The 16982-nt window shown below is 35.6% G+C and carries 23 protein-coding genes and 1 tRNA gene; 21 read left to right on the forward strand and 3 right to left on the reverse strand.

What is annotated here, in order from left to right; translation table 11 throughout:
- Positions 1–81 precede the first annotated feature (81 nt).
- From rplJ to EO122_RS01535, 8 genes are all read left to right on the forward strand, one after another.
- Positions 82–585, forward strand: coding sequence for a 50S ribosomal protein L10 (gene rplJ / locus EO122_RS01500; RefSeq protein WP_127009060.1), 504 nt, complete (start codon positions 82–84; stop codon positions 583–585).
- A gap of 52 nt (positions 586–637) precedes the next feature.
- A complete protein-coding gene (rplL, locus tag EO122_RS01505; protein WP_126937680.1) occupies positions 638–1009 on the forward strand; it encodes a 50S ribosomal protein L7/L12 in 372 nt (123 codons plus the stop codon).
- A gap of 112 nt (positions 1010–1121) precedes the next feature.
- Complete coding sequence (locus tag EO122_RS01510) at positions 1122–1484, forward strand: hypothetical protein (protein WP_127009061.1); 363 nt, start codon at positions 1122–1124, stop codon at positions 1482–1484.
- A gap of 224 nt (positions 1485–1708) precedes the next feature.
- Positions 1709–2425, forward strand: a complete 717-nt coding sequence (locus EO122_RS01515; protein ID WP_127009062.1) for a YaaA family protein — start codon at positions 1709–1711, stop codon at positions 2423–2425.
- Between the two features lie 121 nt (positions 2426–2546).
- Positions 2547–3662, forward strand: coding sequence for a [FeFe] hydrogenase H-cluster radical SAM maturase HydE (gene hydE, locus EO122_RS01520; protein WP_127009063.1), 1116 nt, complete (start codon positions 2547–2549; stop codon positions 3660–3662).
- 12 nt (positions 3663–3674) lie between these two features.
- Positions 3675–4241: a carbonic anhydrase gene (locus EO122_RS01525; protein ID WP_127009064.1), complete on the forward strand. Its 567-nt coding sequence runs from the start codon at positions 3675–3677 to the stop codon at positions 4239–4241.
- A 50-nt stretch (positions 4242–4291) separates the two neighbouring features.
- Positions 4292–4382 (forward strand) — tRNA-Ser (locus EO122_RS01530).
- A 284-nt stretch (positions 4383–4666) separates the two neighbouring features.
- Entirely contained in the window at positions 4667–5509 is an 843-nt protein-coding gene (locus EO122_RS01535) for a DUF362 domain-containing protein (protein ID WP_127009065.1), read from the forward strand.
- 251 nt (positions 5510–5760) lie between these two features.
- On the opposite strand, the gene EO122_RS01540 is transcribed toward EO122_RS01535, so the two are convergent.
- The 3 genes from EO122_RS01540 to rpsD form a co-directional block, all read right to left on the reverse strand.
- Positions 5761–6081: a YnfA family protein gene (locus EO122_RS01540; RefSeq protein WP_206168498.1), complete on the reverse strand. Its 321-nt coding sequence runs from the start codon at positions 6079–6081 to the stop codon at positions 5761–5763.
- 20 nt (positions 6082–6101) lie between these two features.
- On the reverse strand, positions 6102–6647 hold the full coding sequence (locus tag EO122_RS01545; RefSeq protein ID WP_127009067.1) for a hypothetical protein: 546 nt from the start codon (positions 6645–6647) through the stop codon (positions 6102–6104).
- A gap of 126 nt (positions 6648–6773) precedes the next feature.
- Positions 6774–7361 carry a 30S ribosomal protein S4 gene (rpsD, locus tag EO122_RS01550; protein ID WP_127009068.1) on the reverse strand — a complete coding sequence of 196 codons (588 nt, stop codon included), beginning with the start codon at positions 7359–7361 and terminating at the stop codon, positions 6774–6776.
- A 175-nt stretch (positions 7362–7536) separates the two neighbouring features.
- On the opposite strand from rpsD, the gene zwf reads away from it, so the two are divergent.
- From zwf to EO122_RS01610, 13 genes are all read left to right on the forward strand, one after another.
- Positions 7537–9060 carry a glucose-6-phosphate dehydrogenase gene (zwf, locus tag EO122_RS01555; protein WP_127009069.1) on the forward strand — a complete coding sequence of 508 codons (1524 nt, stop codon included), beginning with the start codon at positions 7537–7539 and terminating at the stop codon, positions 9058–9060.
- Complete coding sequence (pgl, locus tag EO122_RS01560) at positions 9045–9797, forward strand: 6-phosphogluconolactonase (RefSeq protein WP_127009070.1); 753 nt, start codon at positions 9045–9047, stop codon at positions 9795–9797. The genes zwf and pgl overlap by 16 nt, the downstream gene beginning before the upstream one ends.
- A gap of 23 nt (positions 9798–9820) precedes the next feature.
- Entirely contained in the window at positions 9821–10045 is a 225-nt protein-coding gene (locus EO122_RS01565) for a twin-arginine translocase TatA/TatE family subunit (RefSeq protein ID WP_127009071.1), read from the forward strand.
- An 8-nt stretch (positions 10046–10053) separates the two neighbouring features.
- Positions 10054–10359, forward strand: a complete 306-nt coding sequence (locus EO122_RS01570; protein ID WP_127009072.1) for a heavy-metal-associated domain-containing protein — start codon at positions 10054–10056, stop codon at positions 10357–10359.
- A complete protein-coding gene (locus tag EO122_RS01575; protein ID WP_127009073.1) occupies positions 10356–10799 on the forward strand; it encodes a cupin domain-containing protein in 444 nt (147 codons plus the stop codon). The genes EO122_RS01570 and EO122_RS01575 overlap by 4 nt, the downstream gene beginning before the upstream one ends.
- A gap of 310 nt (positions 10800–11109) precedes the next feature.
- The gene (locus EO122_RS01580; RefSeq protein WP_127009074.1) at positions 11110–12048 is read left to right on the forward strand and encodes a bile acid:sodium symporter family protein; all 939 of its coding nucleotides are present in this window, start codon (positions 11110–11112) and stop codon (positions 12046–12048) included.
- A gap of 254 nt (positions 12049–12302) precedes the next feature.
- The gene (locus tag EO122_RS01585) at positions 12303–13610 is read left to right on the forward strand and encodes an ATP-binding protein (protein WP_240632626.1); all 1308 of its coding nucleotides are present in this window, start codon (positions 12303–12305) and stop codon (positions 13608–13610) included.
- A gap of 74 nt (positions 13611–13684) precedes the next feature.
- Positions 13685–14104 (forward strand): hypothetical protein, encoded by a 420-nt coding sequence (locus EO122_RS01590; protein WP_127009076.1) that lies wholly within the window; start codon positions 13685–13687, stop codon positions 14102–14104.
- Between the two features lie 38 nt (positions 14105–14142).
- Positions 14143–14427: a DUF2695 domain-containing protein gene (locus EO122_RS01595; RefSeq protein ID WP_127009077.1), complete on the forward strand. Its 285-nt coding sequence runs from the start codon at positions 14143–14145 to the stop codon at positions 14425–14427.
- Between the two features lie 58 nt (positions 14428–14485).
- Positions 14486–14968 (forward strand): DUF6678 family protein, encoded by a 483-nt coding sequence (locus tag EO122_RS01600; protein WP_206168496.1) that lies wholly within the window; start codon positions 14486–14488, stop codon positions 14966–14968.
- 2 nt (positions 14969–14970) lie between these two features.
- Complete coding sequence (locus tag EO122_RS08250; RefSeq protein ID WP_206168497.1) at positions 14971–15159, forward strand: DUF6678 family protein; 189 nt, start codon at positions 14971–14973, stop codon at positions 15157–15159.
- A gap of 64 nt (positions 15160–15223) precedes the next feature.
- Positions 15224–15460, forward strand: coding sequence for a hypothetical protein (locus tag EO122_RS01605; RefSeq protein ID WP_240632627.1), 237 nt, complete (start codon positions 15224–15226; stop codon positions 15458–15460).
- Between the two features lie 232 nt (positions 15461–15692).
- Complete coding sequence (locus EO122_RS01610; protein ID WP_127009078.1) at positions 15693–16805, forward strand: tetratricopeptide repeat protein; 1113 nt, start codon at positions 15693–15695, stop codon at positions 16803–16805.
- Positions 16806–16982: the final 177 nt, after the last annotated feature.

The following is a 16982-nucleotide window of genomic DNA, read 5'->3' on the forward strand; positions in this document are numbered from 1 at the left end:
ACCTCAACGTCTTCGTTGAGGTCGTTTTTACGCTAAGATAGTACATAGAAAATCACCAAAAATCTACAAGGAGGTATTCTAATGGCTGTCACTCAACAAAAACAAGCAGTTGTAGCTCAAATGAAAGAAACTCTTTCTGAAGCGAAAGGTGCTGTATTAGTTGGTTATAGCGGTTTGACTGTTGCTCAAGTAACAGATCTTCGTCGTAAATTCTTGGCTGAAGGTGTAGACTACAAAGTAATTAAAAATACTTTGACTCGCATCGCTGCTAACGAATTAGGTTACGAAGCTTTCTCTGAGCATTTAGAAGGTCCTACTGCATTAGCAACTTCTAGCACAGACGCTGTAGCTCCAGCTCGTATTCTTGAAAACTTCATTAACGACACAAAAACTGAAGCTTTAACTGTTAAAGCTGGTATTGTGGAAGGTGAAGTTTTAACTGCTGCACAAGTACAAGAAATTGCAAACTTGCCGAACCGCGAAGGTATGCTTTCCATGCTTCTTTCCGTGCTTCAAGCTCCAGTTCGCAATGTAGCGTACGCAGTAAAAGCTGTTGCGGAAGCAAAAGACGAAACTGTTGCATAATAGCAACACAATTAACTAAGATAACATATATCAATAATGGAGGATATCAATCATGGCATTGAACATCGAACAAATCGTTGCTGATTTAGAAAACGCAACTATTCTTGAACTTAATGATCTTGTAAAAGCAATCGAAGACAAATTCGGCGTAACTGCTGCTGCTCCTGTAGCTGTAGCTGCTGCTGGTGCTGCTGCTGGTGGCGCTGAAGCTAAATCCGAATTCGACGTAATTCTTAAAGACGCTGGTGCTTCCAAAATCAACGTAATCAAAGTTGTACGTGAAGCTACTGGCTTAGGCTTGAAAGAAGCTAAAGCTATCGTTGACGGCGCTCCTGCTCCTGTAAAAGAAGGCGTAGCTGCTGCTGACGCTGAAGCTTTAAAAGCTAAATTAGAAGAAGCTGGCGCATCTGTAGAATTGAAATAATTCTTAAGCTACTAAAAACCCCTTGAACATTCGTGTTTGAGGGGTTTTTGTGTTATAATGCACTTGTAAGATATCATTCTAGGTTGTAGAAAATTAAAGGGAGGAAATTGTCATGATTATAGTATTGAATATAGTTTGGTTTATAATTGCATTTATTGTTACATCAGTTATTTTGGATCCTCATTTTCAAGGTGTAAATCGACATATATTCTTTAGTAGCATTTTAACAGATTATGCATTATTTTCAGTTATAATGCTTATTCCAGCTAACATTGCTCATAGAAAGGGCAAATCATTTAGTTTATTTGCTATTTACGGAATATTGTTATGGATAGTTGCATTAATACATGCCATTATGATGTCTTCTGATAAGGTTAAGGCAGAGCCAGACAAATATAAGTCTTGCCCATATTGTGGAGAAACAGTACTTAAAGTTGCTACAAAATGTAAACATTGTCATGAAATGCTTGAATAAAAATTTGCAAAAGATATTAACTTGCGTGTTAATAAAAAGACGGGTATTGTGCCCGTCTTTTTATATTAAAACTCTTCGATATATGGTATACTTAATAAGTATGATATAGTTACAAAATCTATTATGAGGGCGGGGGGCTGTATTCACTAGCGTAAGGAACTATTGTCCTTTTAGTAGATTTATTATATATAGTAAAGATGATTGTAATCCAGTAGAGGAATATTATGAAAATTATTATATCCCCTAGTAAAACAAAAGATATAAAAGGAATTCCTAATGCTCCAAAGTTTGCACCCCATATGACGGAACGGATTGTAGAACATATGCAAGGTATATCAAAGGATGTCTTAGGAAAAGTTTTAAAAATAAAAGAGGCTGTATTAGATGAGGTATATACTTTTTACCAAAACTATGATACTGAAGTAGAAGGTATGGCTGCACTCAGTTATGATGGCTTATCTTTTAAAAATTTTAATTACGAAGGCTTATCGACGGAGGGAAAACTATTTGCTAACTCTCATGTATGGATAGGATCTGCCTTGTATGGCTTAGTAGCCCCTGATAGTGGTATTAAAAGATATCGGCTAGATTTAATAGATCCTGTATTAAAAGCTGAGAAAACTAGTTTGTATGCATGGTGGCAACCATTGATTGATGAAGCTGTGCTTAGGGAAGAGTGGATTTTAAATCTAGCATCTAAAGAATATTCTAAATGGATCAATCACCCTAAGATGGTGACTATTGAGTTTCTAGAGCATCGTAATGGAGTATGGAAACAATTAAGTACATCATCCAAACAGATGCGAGGCACTTTAGTGCATTATATGTGTGAGCATCAAATTACTGAACTTTCAGAATTGCCAAAAGAATTGAAAGGGTTTGTATTGGATCCATTACCAAAACAGTTAGATGGTTCATTTACGTTAGCCTATCGTAAATAGGCATAAAAATGTTTAAATTAGATTTGAGGCATATAATAGAATGTAGTAACCTATACGTGTTTATATAATGAATATATAGTATAAAAAATATACCTAATCAAGGTATTAAAATTGAGGGACTATGACAGTAGATAGTATTTTAGAGAAAGACCTTGTTGGTAACGAGTGGTTAACAGAAGAAGAGTTACGATTTCTGATGACCGTTACTGATGAGGAAACATTGCAAAAGATTTATAAAAAAGCCTATGAGGTAAAAGCTGCTTACGTAGATAAGGTAGCCTATTACCGTGGACTCATTGAGTTTTCCAATCGCTGTATAAAAAACTGTTTATATTGTGGCATTCGCTATGAAAACAGCAAGACGGAACGTTTCGATATGTCTCGAGATGATGTGTTGAAAATGGCGAAATGGGCCTATGAGCATGAATATGGTTCTCTAACTTTGCAATCTGGTGAAAGAACAGATGAGGGCTTTGTTGATTACGTAGTAGATCTAATTCGAGATATTAAAAAGCTAAGTAATAATGAATTAGGTATTACTATGTGCGTGGGAGAACAATCGGAAGAAGCGTACCGACGTATGCGTGAGGCAGGAGCAGACCGATATTTACTACGGATTGAAACAACGAATCAAGAATTGTTTGAGATGATTCATCCTAAGGATGCGTTACACTCTTTTGAGACTCGAGTCAATTGTTTGAAGTCCTTGCGAAAAGTAGGATTCCAAGTGGGGACAGGTGTAATGATTGGCCTCCCAGGTCAAACCTTAGATGATCTTGTGAATGATATTTTATTCTACCGTGATATGGATATCGATATGATCGGTATGGGGCCCTATGTTGTCCATCATGATACACCATTAGGACAACGGGCTTTGGATCTAGGTATCGATTCTAAAGAAGGGAAATTAGAACGAGTACAATTAGGCTTAAAAATGATTGCTTTAACACGCTTATTCCTAAAAGATGTGAATATTGCAGCCACAACAGCATTACAAGCATTGGATAAATTGGGTCGTGAAAAAGGACTTGCAGCAGGTGCCAATATATTAATGCCTATTATTACAGTGCCAGAACATCGTGCAAAATATTTACTATACGATAATAAACCATGTGTGGACGATAATGCAGACCAGTGTAAGGAATGTTTAACTCGCCGCGTGATGTCCATTGGAGACCGTGTGGGTTGGAAAGAACAGGGTAATTCACAGCATTATAAGAAGCGAATTGTGAAATAGAAAGGAGAGTATATGAACTTATTAAGTGAAATTTTACGCCATAATCAAGAGTTTTTAGAAAGAAATAAGCCAGACTATGGAGATGTTACAGAGCCTGTTAGTAAAGTGCCTACAAGAGAAGTAGCTATATTAACTTGTATGGATACGAGACTGGTTAATTTTATGGAGCAAGCCTTGGGTATTGAACGAGGTCATGCGAAAGTAATTAAGAGTGCAGGGAACTCCATTTCAGGTGTGTTTGATAGTGTTGTGCGCAGCTTGCTTGTTTGTATTTATGAATTGGGTGTATCTGAAATTTTTGTTATCGGACACTATGAATGTGGTATGGCTAAGACTACTTCTGAAAGCTTAACAAAGGCGATGCTTAGCCGTGGTGTTGCGCCAGAAGCGATTCAAATGGTACGCCATGAATTAGAACATTGGGCTGATGGATTTTCCCATCCCGTAGATAATGTACAAGAGACAGTAAGTATGTTGCGAATGAATCCACTCATTCCAAAAGATGTAGCCATTCATGGATTGATGATGCACCCTAATTCTGGAGAAGTGGAAGTTGTAGAAACTGGCTACGATTTATAAAAAGTGATTGACAAACAGTATCAATCTATGATATTCTTATTGAGTATCATGGAGGATTACTCAAGAGGCTGAAGAGGACGGTTTGCTAAATCGTTAGGTCGGGTTACCGGCGCTAGGGTTCGAATCCCTAATCCTCCGCCATGATCGAAAGACGTATGTGCTATGCATGTACGTCTTTTTTGTATTGCATAGAGTTTGAGGATATGAGATCATACTATGCTCATCATAGTTATATATCTCTAACATAGTTTAGTAGTATTTTATACAGATAGAAAGTATGTATTTCGTGGGGGATACTATGGAGTGTTCACTATGATTATCCGGTACAATATAGATAAAACTTGCACTCTATAGTACATGAAACTATATATCCTATGATATAATAATAGTATTATGTATATTATGCGAATACAGGGAGAAGACCTATGGAAGTATATTATTCACCAATACAAGAAGCAAATCAAGAATTAATTCATAAACGATTAGAGTTTTTATTGCGTAAAATTGGCTTTGAAGAAATTCAATGCAAAGGGAAAACAGTAGCCTTGGTGCGAAATGATTTACACAGTGACTATGTGGCCTATGAAACAGTGGTTGCCTATATGAAAGACCGTATTGAAGCAGAAGGTGGCACTGTAGTGTATATGGATGAGCCTTCTAGTGCGTATAAAGAGGTCATTGTGCCTGATGGAGAAGCGGTGAAAGTAGCTTTCATTGATGAAAGAGTAGCTACTTGTGATGTCATCATTACGGTGAATCATATTAAAGCGAATGAATACAGTGGATTCTCGGGTGCTGTGAACAATACTGGTTGGTATTCCGCAAGTTTGGAAGGCCGTCGTGAGCTTGTTGGCTTAACGGGTACAGAGCATCATAAAGCGGTGGCTGAATATGCTGCAGCAGCTACAAGAAATCGCCAACGATTCCATGTAGGGGTGGCGATGGATGTAGTAGCAGATTATGTGAACCAAGAAAAACTAGTAGCTGCAGGTGCTACAAACGAAATCGTAGGTAACTTGGGAATTGTTGTATCCTATGACATGGTAGCTATGGATGAAGCTTTGGGCGATATTATCACGCAAGCTACACCAGTGGAAAATGGCGTGCTTAGCACGGTAGAAAAACGCACGTGGGATTATTTTAAAGATATTTCCCCTAATAGCGAATGGCAAGCCATCTTACTACGTGCAGACCGAATGGGACTAGGTACACGCTCCTATGCTTTAGTGAAAGACGAAGAGTTGATCTTCTATGGAGAAAAAATTTAATAGAGTTTAGTTAGATCAATAAATAGCTTTCGTACATTGTACAAAGAATAGTTTCTATGAGTAATAAAAAATCTCTAGTTTGAGCGAGTGCATGGTGCATAGCTTGGACTAGAGATTTTTGTGTCTAGAGGAGATAGGGGTTGAGGTCAAAGAATAGGGGCCTTAAAGAAGTATAAAAACACCCTAGGTGGAATCCTAGGGTGTTTTGCTTTGTATTATTTATATAGCAATATAAAAATATGCCATTCTTATTACCGAGGATAATACATAATGATCAATACCCCAATGATGGATACAACACCACCGATAATATCATATCGGTCTGGAGTAATACCATCCACGTAATAGCCCCATAGAATGGACAAGGCGATGAAGATACCGCCATAGGCTGCATAGACCTTACCGAAAGGTGCTTCTTGTAATGTGGGGATAATACCATAGATGATGAGGGTAATGGCACCTGCTAGCATATACCAAGGGCTTTTATCATCTTTCAGATAGAGCCATACCAAATAACCGCCACCGATTTCGGCAATACCGGCTAGAATGAAGTAAAAAATAGAGAGAAGAATTTGTGACATGTTGAACACCTTTAGAATAAATAATTATCAGCAAGTGGATTAAAGTACATATTATAAGATTTGTAGAAGCTATATGTAGCTGCCATATACCCTAGTGAAGTGATAGGAGCTTCTTCGGGTGAAAATTTAGGGTTAGCAGAGTTTATGTGAAGATAAGGTCTGTCTATTGAACCATCAAAATGATAGTCGGTTAGTCCAGATAGTTTCCATTGTATTCCGGAATTTTTTTCCTGCTCCTCAAGAATTAACATATTATCGGGGAGTTTTTTCTTTAGCACTTCTGAGCTACGATTATAATCGTAGAAAAAGGTAGTATCTGCTTTACCAATAGTATTTGTTTTGTATTCGACCACATACATAGTTGCATTGATAATATAATATGGTGGATTATAACGTGTTACATTAATTGAAGGAATTTCTACATATCCATCAAGAGTTTGATTTGCATAGATATGTTTATATCTTTCAGGTGAATTTCTCAGCTCATCTAATGAAACGGCAAATGCTGACATTGTAAAGAGCGAAAAAATCGCTAGTAGAAAAAATAGTTTTTTCATAATCGCACCTCGCTTAATACATAATAAATGATATGTACTTTCATTATATAAACTGCCCATAATAATTTCAACTATGAAAGCATAAAAAAAGCAACCAATCCGAAGACTGGTTGCTGTAGTATCCTATTATTTGGAGTACAATTCGACGATTAGTGTCTCGTTTACTTCGATAGGAAGTTCTTCACGTTCAGGAAGGCGAGTTAATGTACCTTGGAAAGCGTCAAGATTTTTTTCGATGTAAGGAAGTTCGAAAGAACGAAGTTCTTGGAAGTTCACTTTGAACATTTCGTTGTCACGACTAGCTTCACGAAGCTCGATTACATCGCCAACTTTACATTGGTAGGAAGGGATGTCAACGCGTTTGCCGTTAACAAGGATATGACCATGGTTTACCATTTGACGAGCTTGACGAATGGAGTTACCGAAGCCAATGCGATATACAAGGTTGTCCAAACGGCATTCCAACAATTTTAACATGTTTTGGCCTGTAACACCGTGCATTTTTTTCGCTTTATCGTAATAGCGTACGAACTGGCGTTCTAGCAAGTTGTAGTATGCTTTAACTTTTTGTTTTTCTAATAATTGAAGACCATATTCAGATAATTTCTTTTGACGTTGGTCTTTTTTTACACGTTTTAAAGCCTTCGCGTGACCGAATACGTTCACACCGAAGCGACGGCATAACTTAAATCGTGCTTCTCTTCTCGTTGCCATGTGATAATCACCTCATAGATTAATATAACTTTGCACAAAATCGTGCTTATTAATTATACCCTATGTGGTGAGAAAAGTCAAAACTCTATAACCATTGTCAAGGTGTATGAATGTGATATAATAAAAGATACAATATTAGTATTTCCGATAGGGAATGAGGTAAAGGAGATTCACAATGAATGTGTCCTATAATTTTCGAGAAGAATTATGTATTGATCATACACCAGGTGCAGGAGCCATCGTTATTTTTGGTGCCTCTGGAGACCTGACAAAACGTAAATTGTTGCCAGCTATTTTCTCACTGTTTAAGCGAGGTTTACTTTCACCAAAGGTAGCAGTGGTTGGCGTAGCTCGTACGGCGATGACCCATGAAGAATTTCGTCAAGAGGTACAAACATCCATTTTAGGTGCGCAAGAACCAACAGCAGAAGAGGCCGCATTTATTGAGCGCTTTTCCTATGTAGCAGGACAATATACAGAAGCGTCTACGTATGTAGCATTGCGTGACGAGTTAGAGCGCGTCGCAGAGGCTCACTGTACAGGTGGTAATGCATTATTTTATCTAGCTATGCCACCAGAATTATTTGAACCTATTGTACGTGAATTACATGGGGCTCAACTGTTAGAAGAAGTTGGATCTTGGTCTAGGGTTATTATTGAAAAACCATTTGGTCATGATTTAGAAAGTGCCATTGCCTTAGATGCTGCATTGAAACAATATATTACAGAAGAACAGACATATCGTATCGACCATTATTTGGGAAAAGAAACGGTACAAAATATTTTGATGCTTCGTTTCGCAAATGCTATTTTTGAACCGCTTTGGAATCGTAAATATATTGAGCGTGTAGAAATTACAGTAGCAGAAGAGTTGGGCGTTGAAAAACGTGCAGGATACTACGATGGAGCAGGGGCTCTTAGAGATATGGTACAAAATCATATGATTCAAGTATTATCTTTGATTGCGATGGAGCCACCAGCAAGCTTTAATGCAGATGACTATCGTGATGAAATTGCAAAACTGATTTCTTCCATTCGTGGACTGCATCGCCAAAACTTAAGTGATATTTCAGTGCGCGGTCAATATGTGGAATCTACCACAGAAGATCGCCCAGCGGTAGAATATAGAAAAGAAGAGAATGTACCGCCTACATCCATGACAGAAACGTATGTAGCATTGAAGTTATTCATTGATAACTGGAGATGGCGCGATGTACCATTCTATCTTCGTACAGGAAAACGATTGCCGAAAAAATCCAGTGAAATTGCTATCACTTTTAAACCAATTCCTCATTCTATTTTCAAACCGTTCCATGCGAAAGACTTTAACCAAAATGTATTGGTACTTCGCATGCAACCAAATGAAGGTATGGGGCTGTCTTTAGAGGTTAAATCTCCTGGGTCTAAACTGAGCGTAAATACGTTGGAGATGAATTTCTCGTATAGCGACTCCATGGCATTATCTGATATTCCAGATGCCTATGAAAGACTGATTTTAGATGGTTTATTAGGAGATCAAACATTGTTTGTTCGTAATGATGCAGTAGAAAAATCTTGGCGCTTATTTAAACCGTTGCTAGAAGCATGGGCACGTAATGATGAAGCAACACCGTTGTGCTTCTATCCAGCTTTCAGTGAAGGTCCAGTAGAAGCGGAAGAATTATTAGAAGGAGGATCCTGGCGATGGCGAGAGATATAATTCACTCATTTTCTACAGGAGATGATGTAGCAAAGGCAGTAGCTGATAGATTTATAACGTATACCAATGCATGTATTGCTGAAACAGGTTCTTGTGTAGTGGCTATATCAGGTGGTACGACGCCGAATGCTTTATTTTCTTTATTGGATACAGATGCATATACAAATCATATTGATTGGGAGCATATTTTTTTCTTATGGGTAGATGAGCGATTTGTACCGCAATCGAATCCAGATAATAATTTTGGACGAGCGAAAGATAGACTGTTTGGTAATATTATGGGCGCTGCTCATTACTATCCAGTACCAACGAATAATGGCACTGTAGAAGAAGCGGCCGATAAATATGAGCAAGAAGTTAAAATGGTATTAAAGCGAACGGAAAAAGAAACGATTGATTTGGTACTATTAGGCCTCGGTGATGATGGACATACAGCTTCGTTATTCCCTAAATCAGATGCCCTTTATGAACGGGATCGTCTGGTAGTAGCAGTAAAAGACGGAAAAGTGTGGGACCGTGTGACATTGACATTTCCTGTACTAGAAATGGCAAAATCTGTTTGGTTTACCGTGGTGGGATCTTCTAAAGAAGCCGCACTGGCAAGAGTTCTTCGCCAACGTGCAGAATATGAGGAGTACTCTTGGGAAGATCGTGTAGATCATTGTTTGCCAGGGGCAGTATTAACGCATGATCCAGTAGAATGGTACGTAGATGAATCGGCGTATTCTAAACAATAATTTTTGGATATGAGGTGATAAATATGTTTAATATGGGAATGCCAGAGTTAATTTTAATCTTAATCATAGCATTAGTTATCTTTGGACCGAAAAAGTTACCTGAAATTGGCAAAGCCATAGGTAAAGGTATCAGTGAATTTAAAGGCGCTGTGAGTGGCGAAAAAAAAGAAGTGAAAGAAGAAGCAGTGAAAACTGAAGCAATCGATGTAGAAGCGGGAGCTAAAAATAATCATAAACAAAATAATTAGGAGGAACTATGTGTAAAGATTGTGGCTGTGGAAGTACAGGTAATGTAACAACAAAATTATTTTATGTACCAGGTATGATGTGCGTGAATTGTGAAAATACTGTGAATGGCGCTGTTCGAGGGTTGCCAGGTGTTTTGGAATCTACAGTAGATTTGAAAACAAAAGAAGTACGCATTCGCTTTGACCATACAAAAATTGATGAAGCTGCCATTCGTGCGGCCATTGATGCGACTGGTTTTGATGTAGAAGGCGTAAAAGACTATGTACATGAGCATGGTGGCATTTTAGGGGCCATTAAAAAGATATTCAAATGATACGTAAATTTAATCGAGAAGGATATACATGGGATGGCGTGGATACATTAGTATACAAGCAAGATAATAGCCCTTTTAAAGACGTAACACGTCAAGTACTGTTTGATGGTGCGTGGGATATTCCGTGCCAATTTCGCTATTTTGAGGTGAAGCCTGGCGGATATTCCACTATGGAACGCCATGAACATACGCATATGGTGATGATCTTTCGTGGAAAAGGGCAATGTTTACTAGGCGATACCGTGGAAGATGTACAAGAGGGAGATATGATTGAAATTCCTAAGTTGATGGCTCATCAATTCCGTGCGAATCAAGGTGACCATTTAGGGTTTTTGTGCTTAGTCAATGTGGATCGAGATAAGGTGCAAGTGATTACACAGGAAGAACAAGCAATGATGAAGCAAAATCCTGCTATTAAAGCTTTTTTAGAAAGTGAATGATAGATGTATCTAAGAACTATATACATTAAAACATAAAGACATATAACGAGAAACATAAGCGATGTAACGATTAGTATCATATGGATACAATACAGTAGAGTTGCTTATGTTTTTTTGTTGTCAGACATGAAAGTAATACAGCATAATCCAATTTTTTGTATAGTGCCATACATAGGAGGCGTATATGCTCTTATAGCTGTAGTATATAAGAGGACAAACATATTATAAATTTAAGATAAATGACTTTTATTAGAGCAAAAGATTTGCTATAATTGTAAAGTTCTCATTTTTTATAGAAAGTAGGTTACATATGAATTTTATTCGTAGTATTAATCGCCTGTTCAATGATTACTTAGCGTGGATTGTGTTGGCTATGGCAGTTATCGCATTCTTAGTGCCAGAAGTATTCATGGGGGCAGCGAAACAAACGGTTCCTTTGTTACAGTTGGTTATGTTCAGCATGGGCTTAACATTAACAGGGAAAGTATTTTTAGATGTCTTTAAACAACCGTGGCAAGTCATTTTGGTATCCTTGATTCAATTCTTGTGGATGCCACTGGCAGGTTGGCTAGTAGGAATCGTATTTGGATTCCCGCCTGAAATCGCCTTAGGATTTATCTTGTTAGGAGCTGCCCCAGGAGGTACTGCATCTAATGTAATGACATTCTTGGCAAATGGTAATGTGCCGTTGTCTGTGTCTGCTACAACAGTATCCACCTTATTAGCGCCAGTGTTAACGCCGATTTTCATTGTGTTATACGCAGGACAAACCGTAGATATTGCATTCTGGCCAATGTTCATGTCCATCGTGAACATCATTGCCGTGCCAATTGCGCTAGGAATTATTGTGAACTATTTCATCGGTTCTCGCATTGAACCTGTGAAAGAAATCTTGCCAACAGTAGGTGCCGTAGCTGTATTGATTATCTTAGCTGGGGTCACTGCCGTTAGCCGTGATAATATCTTAGCACATGGTGTGATGATTTTCTTGGCTTGCTTAGTGCAAAACGTGAGCGGTTATGTGGTGACATATTTCATTTGTCGTCTGTTTGGTTCTAACGTACCAGATCGTCGTGCTATGCAAATCGAAGTGGCGATGCAAAACTCTGCCTTAGCAGCTAGCTTGGCATTGAAACACTTTACACCACAAGCAGCTGTAGCAGGTGCTGTGTTCTCCATTATCCATAACTTTACAGGATCTATCTTTGCGGGCATTTGCCGAAGAAACGATTCTAAAAGTACACACTAATCTGAAAGTTAGGGTACTTTGGGTACCAGTGCATTAGACAATTACATATCTATTAGAAACGTCATGTACTTTCATAGCCTTTCATAGGATGAAAGTATGTGGCGTTTTTTGCTTTATTTTACGCTGATTTAAATAAAAGTAGTAAATACGCATTTATTTTAAAAGTACTAATTGGAGTTGTCGGTTAAGAATGCTATAATATAGTAAATAGATTTAATAAAAATGCGTATTTACAATATATTATTAAATGGGGTATGAGAGTGGAAGTACAAAGACCAAGATATTTAAATCAACTTATAGACAAAAAAGATAATGGAAGAGTAAAGATTATTACAGGTATTAGAAGATGTGGAAAATCTTATCTTTTATTTGAACTATATAGAAAGTATTTACTTTCTAGTGAAGTGCGTGAAGATCAAATTATAATGATTGCACTTGATAGCCTGAAAAATATCAAATATAGAAATCCAATTGAGTTAGATGATTATTTAAGAGGTAAAATACAAGATGATGGACATAAATATTATATTTTTATCGATGAAATTCAATTTGTAGAAGAAATTTCTAATCCATATTTGGAAGGCACTGACTCAAAGGTAAACTTTGTTGATTTGGTACTTGGTCTTATGAAAATTCCGAATGTAGATGTATATATTACTGGCAGTAATTCAAAGATGCTTTCATCAGATGTGCTAACGCAGTTTAGAGATCGTGGTGATGAAATAAGAGTATATTCATTTTCATTTGCAGAATTTTATTCATGTTATGAAGGAGACAAGGGTAAGGCTTTTGATGAATATTGTTTGTACGGTGGCATGCCAATGTCTGTACAGCTAAGTAATCATGAAAAAAAGAGCGAGTATTTGAAGAATGTGTTTACAAGCACCTATATTAAAGATGTCATGGAGCGCAATAAAATTCTTAAAGATGCATCTATCATGGATGATTTGTTGGATATTATATCTTCATCTATTGGTTCTTTATCTAATCCAACTAAGCTGGCGAATACTTTTATGTCAGAAAAAAATATAAAGATATCTCAGCTTACAGTAAGTAATTACTTGAATTATTTTATTGATGCTTTTTTAATTGAAAAAGCTAGAAGATATGATGTGAAAGGAAGGAAATATATATCATCTCCGTATAAATACTATTTTTCAGATATTGGGCTTAGAAATGCAAGGCTAAATTTCAGACAGAATGAGCAGTCACATATTATGGAGAATGTAATATATAATGAACTTCGTATGAGAGGACTAAATGTAGATGTTGGTGTTGTGGAATATAACTATAAAGATGAGAATAAAAAAACGGTTAAAAAAAATTTAGAAGTAGATTTTGTTATCAATAGAGGAAGTAATAGATATTATATTCAATCGGCACTTAATGTTGATACAAAAGAAAAACAAGTACAAGAAACGGAATCCTTGAGAAGAACAGGAGATTCATTTAAGAAAGTTGTTATAGTTAGAAACAACATAGTGCCTAGATTTGATGATGATGGAATTTTATATATTGGAGTAGAGGATTTTCTCTTGGATGAAACAGCACTGGATTTATAGAAGATTATAAAGAGTATACACATGATGAAAACTATAATGACTAAATATATTAAGATGAAATTATGAGGAACAGTATGAAGTTTATACACGATAGAAATAGCAATATCATTTTCAGCCTTCATGATAGTAGGGTGAAAGAAATCACATATTACAACGAAACTTTGACGTTACAAGTTAATAAAATATATGAACTTGTGGAAGGTGAAGAAAGATCATATCTAGGTGAAATATGTTTTGAAAAATGTGATATCGACCTATGCGATGTATTGATATTTAACAAAACCTTAGGTGAAGGACGCTTCAATGGAAAGTCTATTGGTTTACAACAATTTATAGATGAATATACAGACTCAGAATTTGAAATCATTATTGAAGGTTATTATAGCAACAGAACTACATATACAGGATGGCTTCGGGAAGACGGAAAACGACCAGTGTCGGCAATCATGTATGTTTGGAATAGTGGAGATATGGTGTATAACGTACAAAAATAAACGATTTAAATCAATAATTTTATAAAGGAGAAAAGCTCATGAACAAATTTGAGAATAGAAAATTGTTGCAAGAATATCAAGTCAAACAAATGGAAGAATTTGAAGAGAACTTACCGATGGAAAAGAAATTATTTTATGAATTATTTGATTATCTAAATGATAAATCAGAAACGGTAGAGTGTAATCACGATTTTTCTTTAACAAATGAGTTTTTGAAAGATAAAAATGCGGATATTGAAAAGGTTATAGAATTTTTGCGAGAAAATGGTGCTGGTTGCGATTGTGAAGTGATTTTTAATATTGAGGAAAAGTTTGAAGAATAAAATCTTTGTATTAGAAATAGACAGGTAAATTTAAAGTTGTAAGGAGAATTAGTGATAGATGCAATCAATACATAATATTTTATGTGAAAAACTAAATCCGAGAAGTGGAGTTATAAAAATAAGTAGTTCTAAAGTTGACGATAGAATTTATTTCGATATAAGTTGGGAGGGAGATTTCCATTTTATAGTGACTGGTTGGATGCATTACGGGTGGTATTATGTACAAAGAGATAAACAATGTATATCGCCATCTTATGTTTATAAAGAACTAGATAATAGAGCGTTATCTGTTATGCAACACATTATAGACGAGATTGAAAATGGGAAATATAACAACAAAAAAACTGAAAAAGAAAAAATTAAGCAGGTTCTTGAAGAAAGAAATCTAACCTCTTTTATGAACAATACAAAATGGAAAGAACTGATAGATTCCATCATGGAGAACATGAGAGACATCCCGATACAATATAAGACGTTTTTTGATGAAGAAGAGCCTAGCATATATTGGACGATTGATGCTGATGAACATTTTTTCATATGAATATGAGAATTGTTGAATGGTTCAAAATTAGAAGTAAATTTGAGAAAGTTCTTGGTCAAGGGCGTTTAATTGAGCCAAAGACATGTGTTACTGATAAAAAATCAGAAATAGAGCGTATGCTTAATACATTTAGTATCCCTTATGAATATGATGATATTGAAAAATGTTTTATTATTTTTGGATATAGATAATTCATTGAGGAATACTAGAAGATTATAAAGAGTATACACATGATGAGAGGTATTGAATTTAAAGATGATAAAATATACAAATATAAAAGATATCGTTGAATATGGATTAGATACTATTTCTGATAAGGAAAAAATAACAATGAACCTGAAAGACTTTCTATACATTAGACGAGTTTTAGAGGAATATATGCGTTATCTACATAATCCTGATCATTATCCCGATATAGAATCAATTCAAAATTTTTTAGGTGATGCTTCTTCGGGAGGCGGATTTGAATGTTTAAGCACAGCTAATTTATAACAAAGTATATAAAGTTGATTTGCCGGCGGAGATTGAAAAAATGATTGATGATGGTTTATTTGAACACCCTCTTTATCCTAGCTACTATAAGAAAGATGAATAAGTAATAATTGGATAGTATTGTAATAGTAGAAAATATAAATATATGTGGATACGTAAATTCGAAGCTGTAGGAAAGGATAAAAAGTGGAAATAGTGTTTGTTAAATTTTAACTAATGAGGAATACAGATTTTGATAAATGAAATAAAGGCATATTGGGACAAGCAGAAAAAAGAATATGAGGATAGATATAAAGAGACATTTTTAAAGGACTATGAAAGATCAACAGAATACCTTAAAAAAATGGAAAGCTACTTGTTATCCAAACAAAAAGAATATCCTTCAGATATTGATATAGTATGTACGCTTGCTTCTTTAAAGTTAGAGCTTAGACGCGGTGAGTATATAAGATATTTAAATTCTTTTCTTGATAAATTTGAAATTTATTTGGATAATGCTCAAAAAGCAAGAGTTTACACCAATATTGCATGTAACCATGATTATACTGAAGAAACATTAGAGTATTTACTAAAAGCAAAGGATTTAGATTCTCCTTTTATTGAAACATATACAGGGTTGGGGCTTTATTACTTTAATATGTACCAATCTAATGAAGATAAAGAATGGCTTATATTGAGTCAAAAATATTTTGAAAAAGCTAAAAATATTGATGATAGTTACGAATATTCCTTCAATCATGCAGTCTCTTTATATGAACTCAAAGAATATGAGAAAGCTAAAGAAATATTTTTAGAACTATTGAAAAAATATCCTGATAGAATGAGTCTATTGCTTAGCATTGCATATTGCGAAGTATATCTTGGTAATAAAGATAAAGCAATATCTTGGCTAGAAAGAGTAAAGTCAGGAGAAGATGAAAATTACAATTTGAAAACAGATGATATTTCTGCGGAGCAAATTTTTGATGCCTATTATGTACTTGAAGAATTCGACAAATTCTTACATTACTATAGCGATGAAGTTATTTGTCAATACTATTTAGCTGACTGGGAACACTATTATTATGCTTTATGGCTAAAGGATGAAAAAGCAAAGTTTTTTGTCCTTGAAGAAAAAAATAGACTTTATTTAATGGATGCTATTAAAGAAGCTATAGTTGATGATGACTATGTGAGCGAGGAAGATAAGAAGAAATATATTGAGGAATTGGAAAAAGATAAAAGAGAATATGAAGAAATGATTTCTCGTGTAAAATCTCTAACTTTCAAACCAAAAGTGAGGCTTAAGTTGTATCCAGAGTTTTCTTGCTTCATGGTAGACTGTGTGAGACATAAATTTAAATGAAATGTTGTAAAAATTTGAAGTTGGTGCTGCAACAATTATGATAAATGAATAAGTTATAAAAAAGTTGCATATGTCTTGGGGAGCAATAGCAGTTTTGATTGGCTCTATAATATATCTTGGGGGGACAGCAAAAGCCATCCCCCCAAGGTATATTTTTTTATGCAAAAAAGTAGGCAT

The organism is Veillonella sp. CHU110, assembly GCF_003992255.1.
Classification (GTDB): domain Bacteria; phylum Bacillota; class Negativicutes; order Veillonellales; family Veillonellaceae; genus F0422.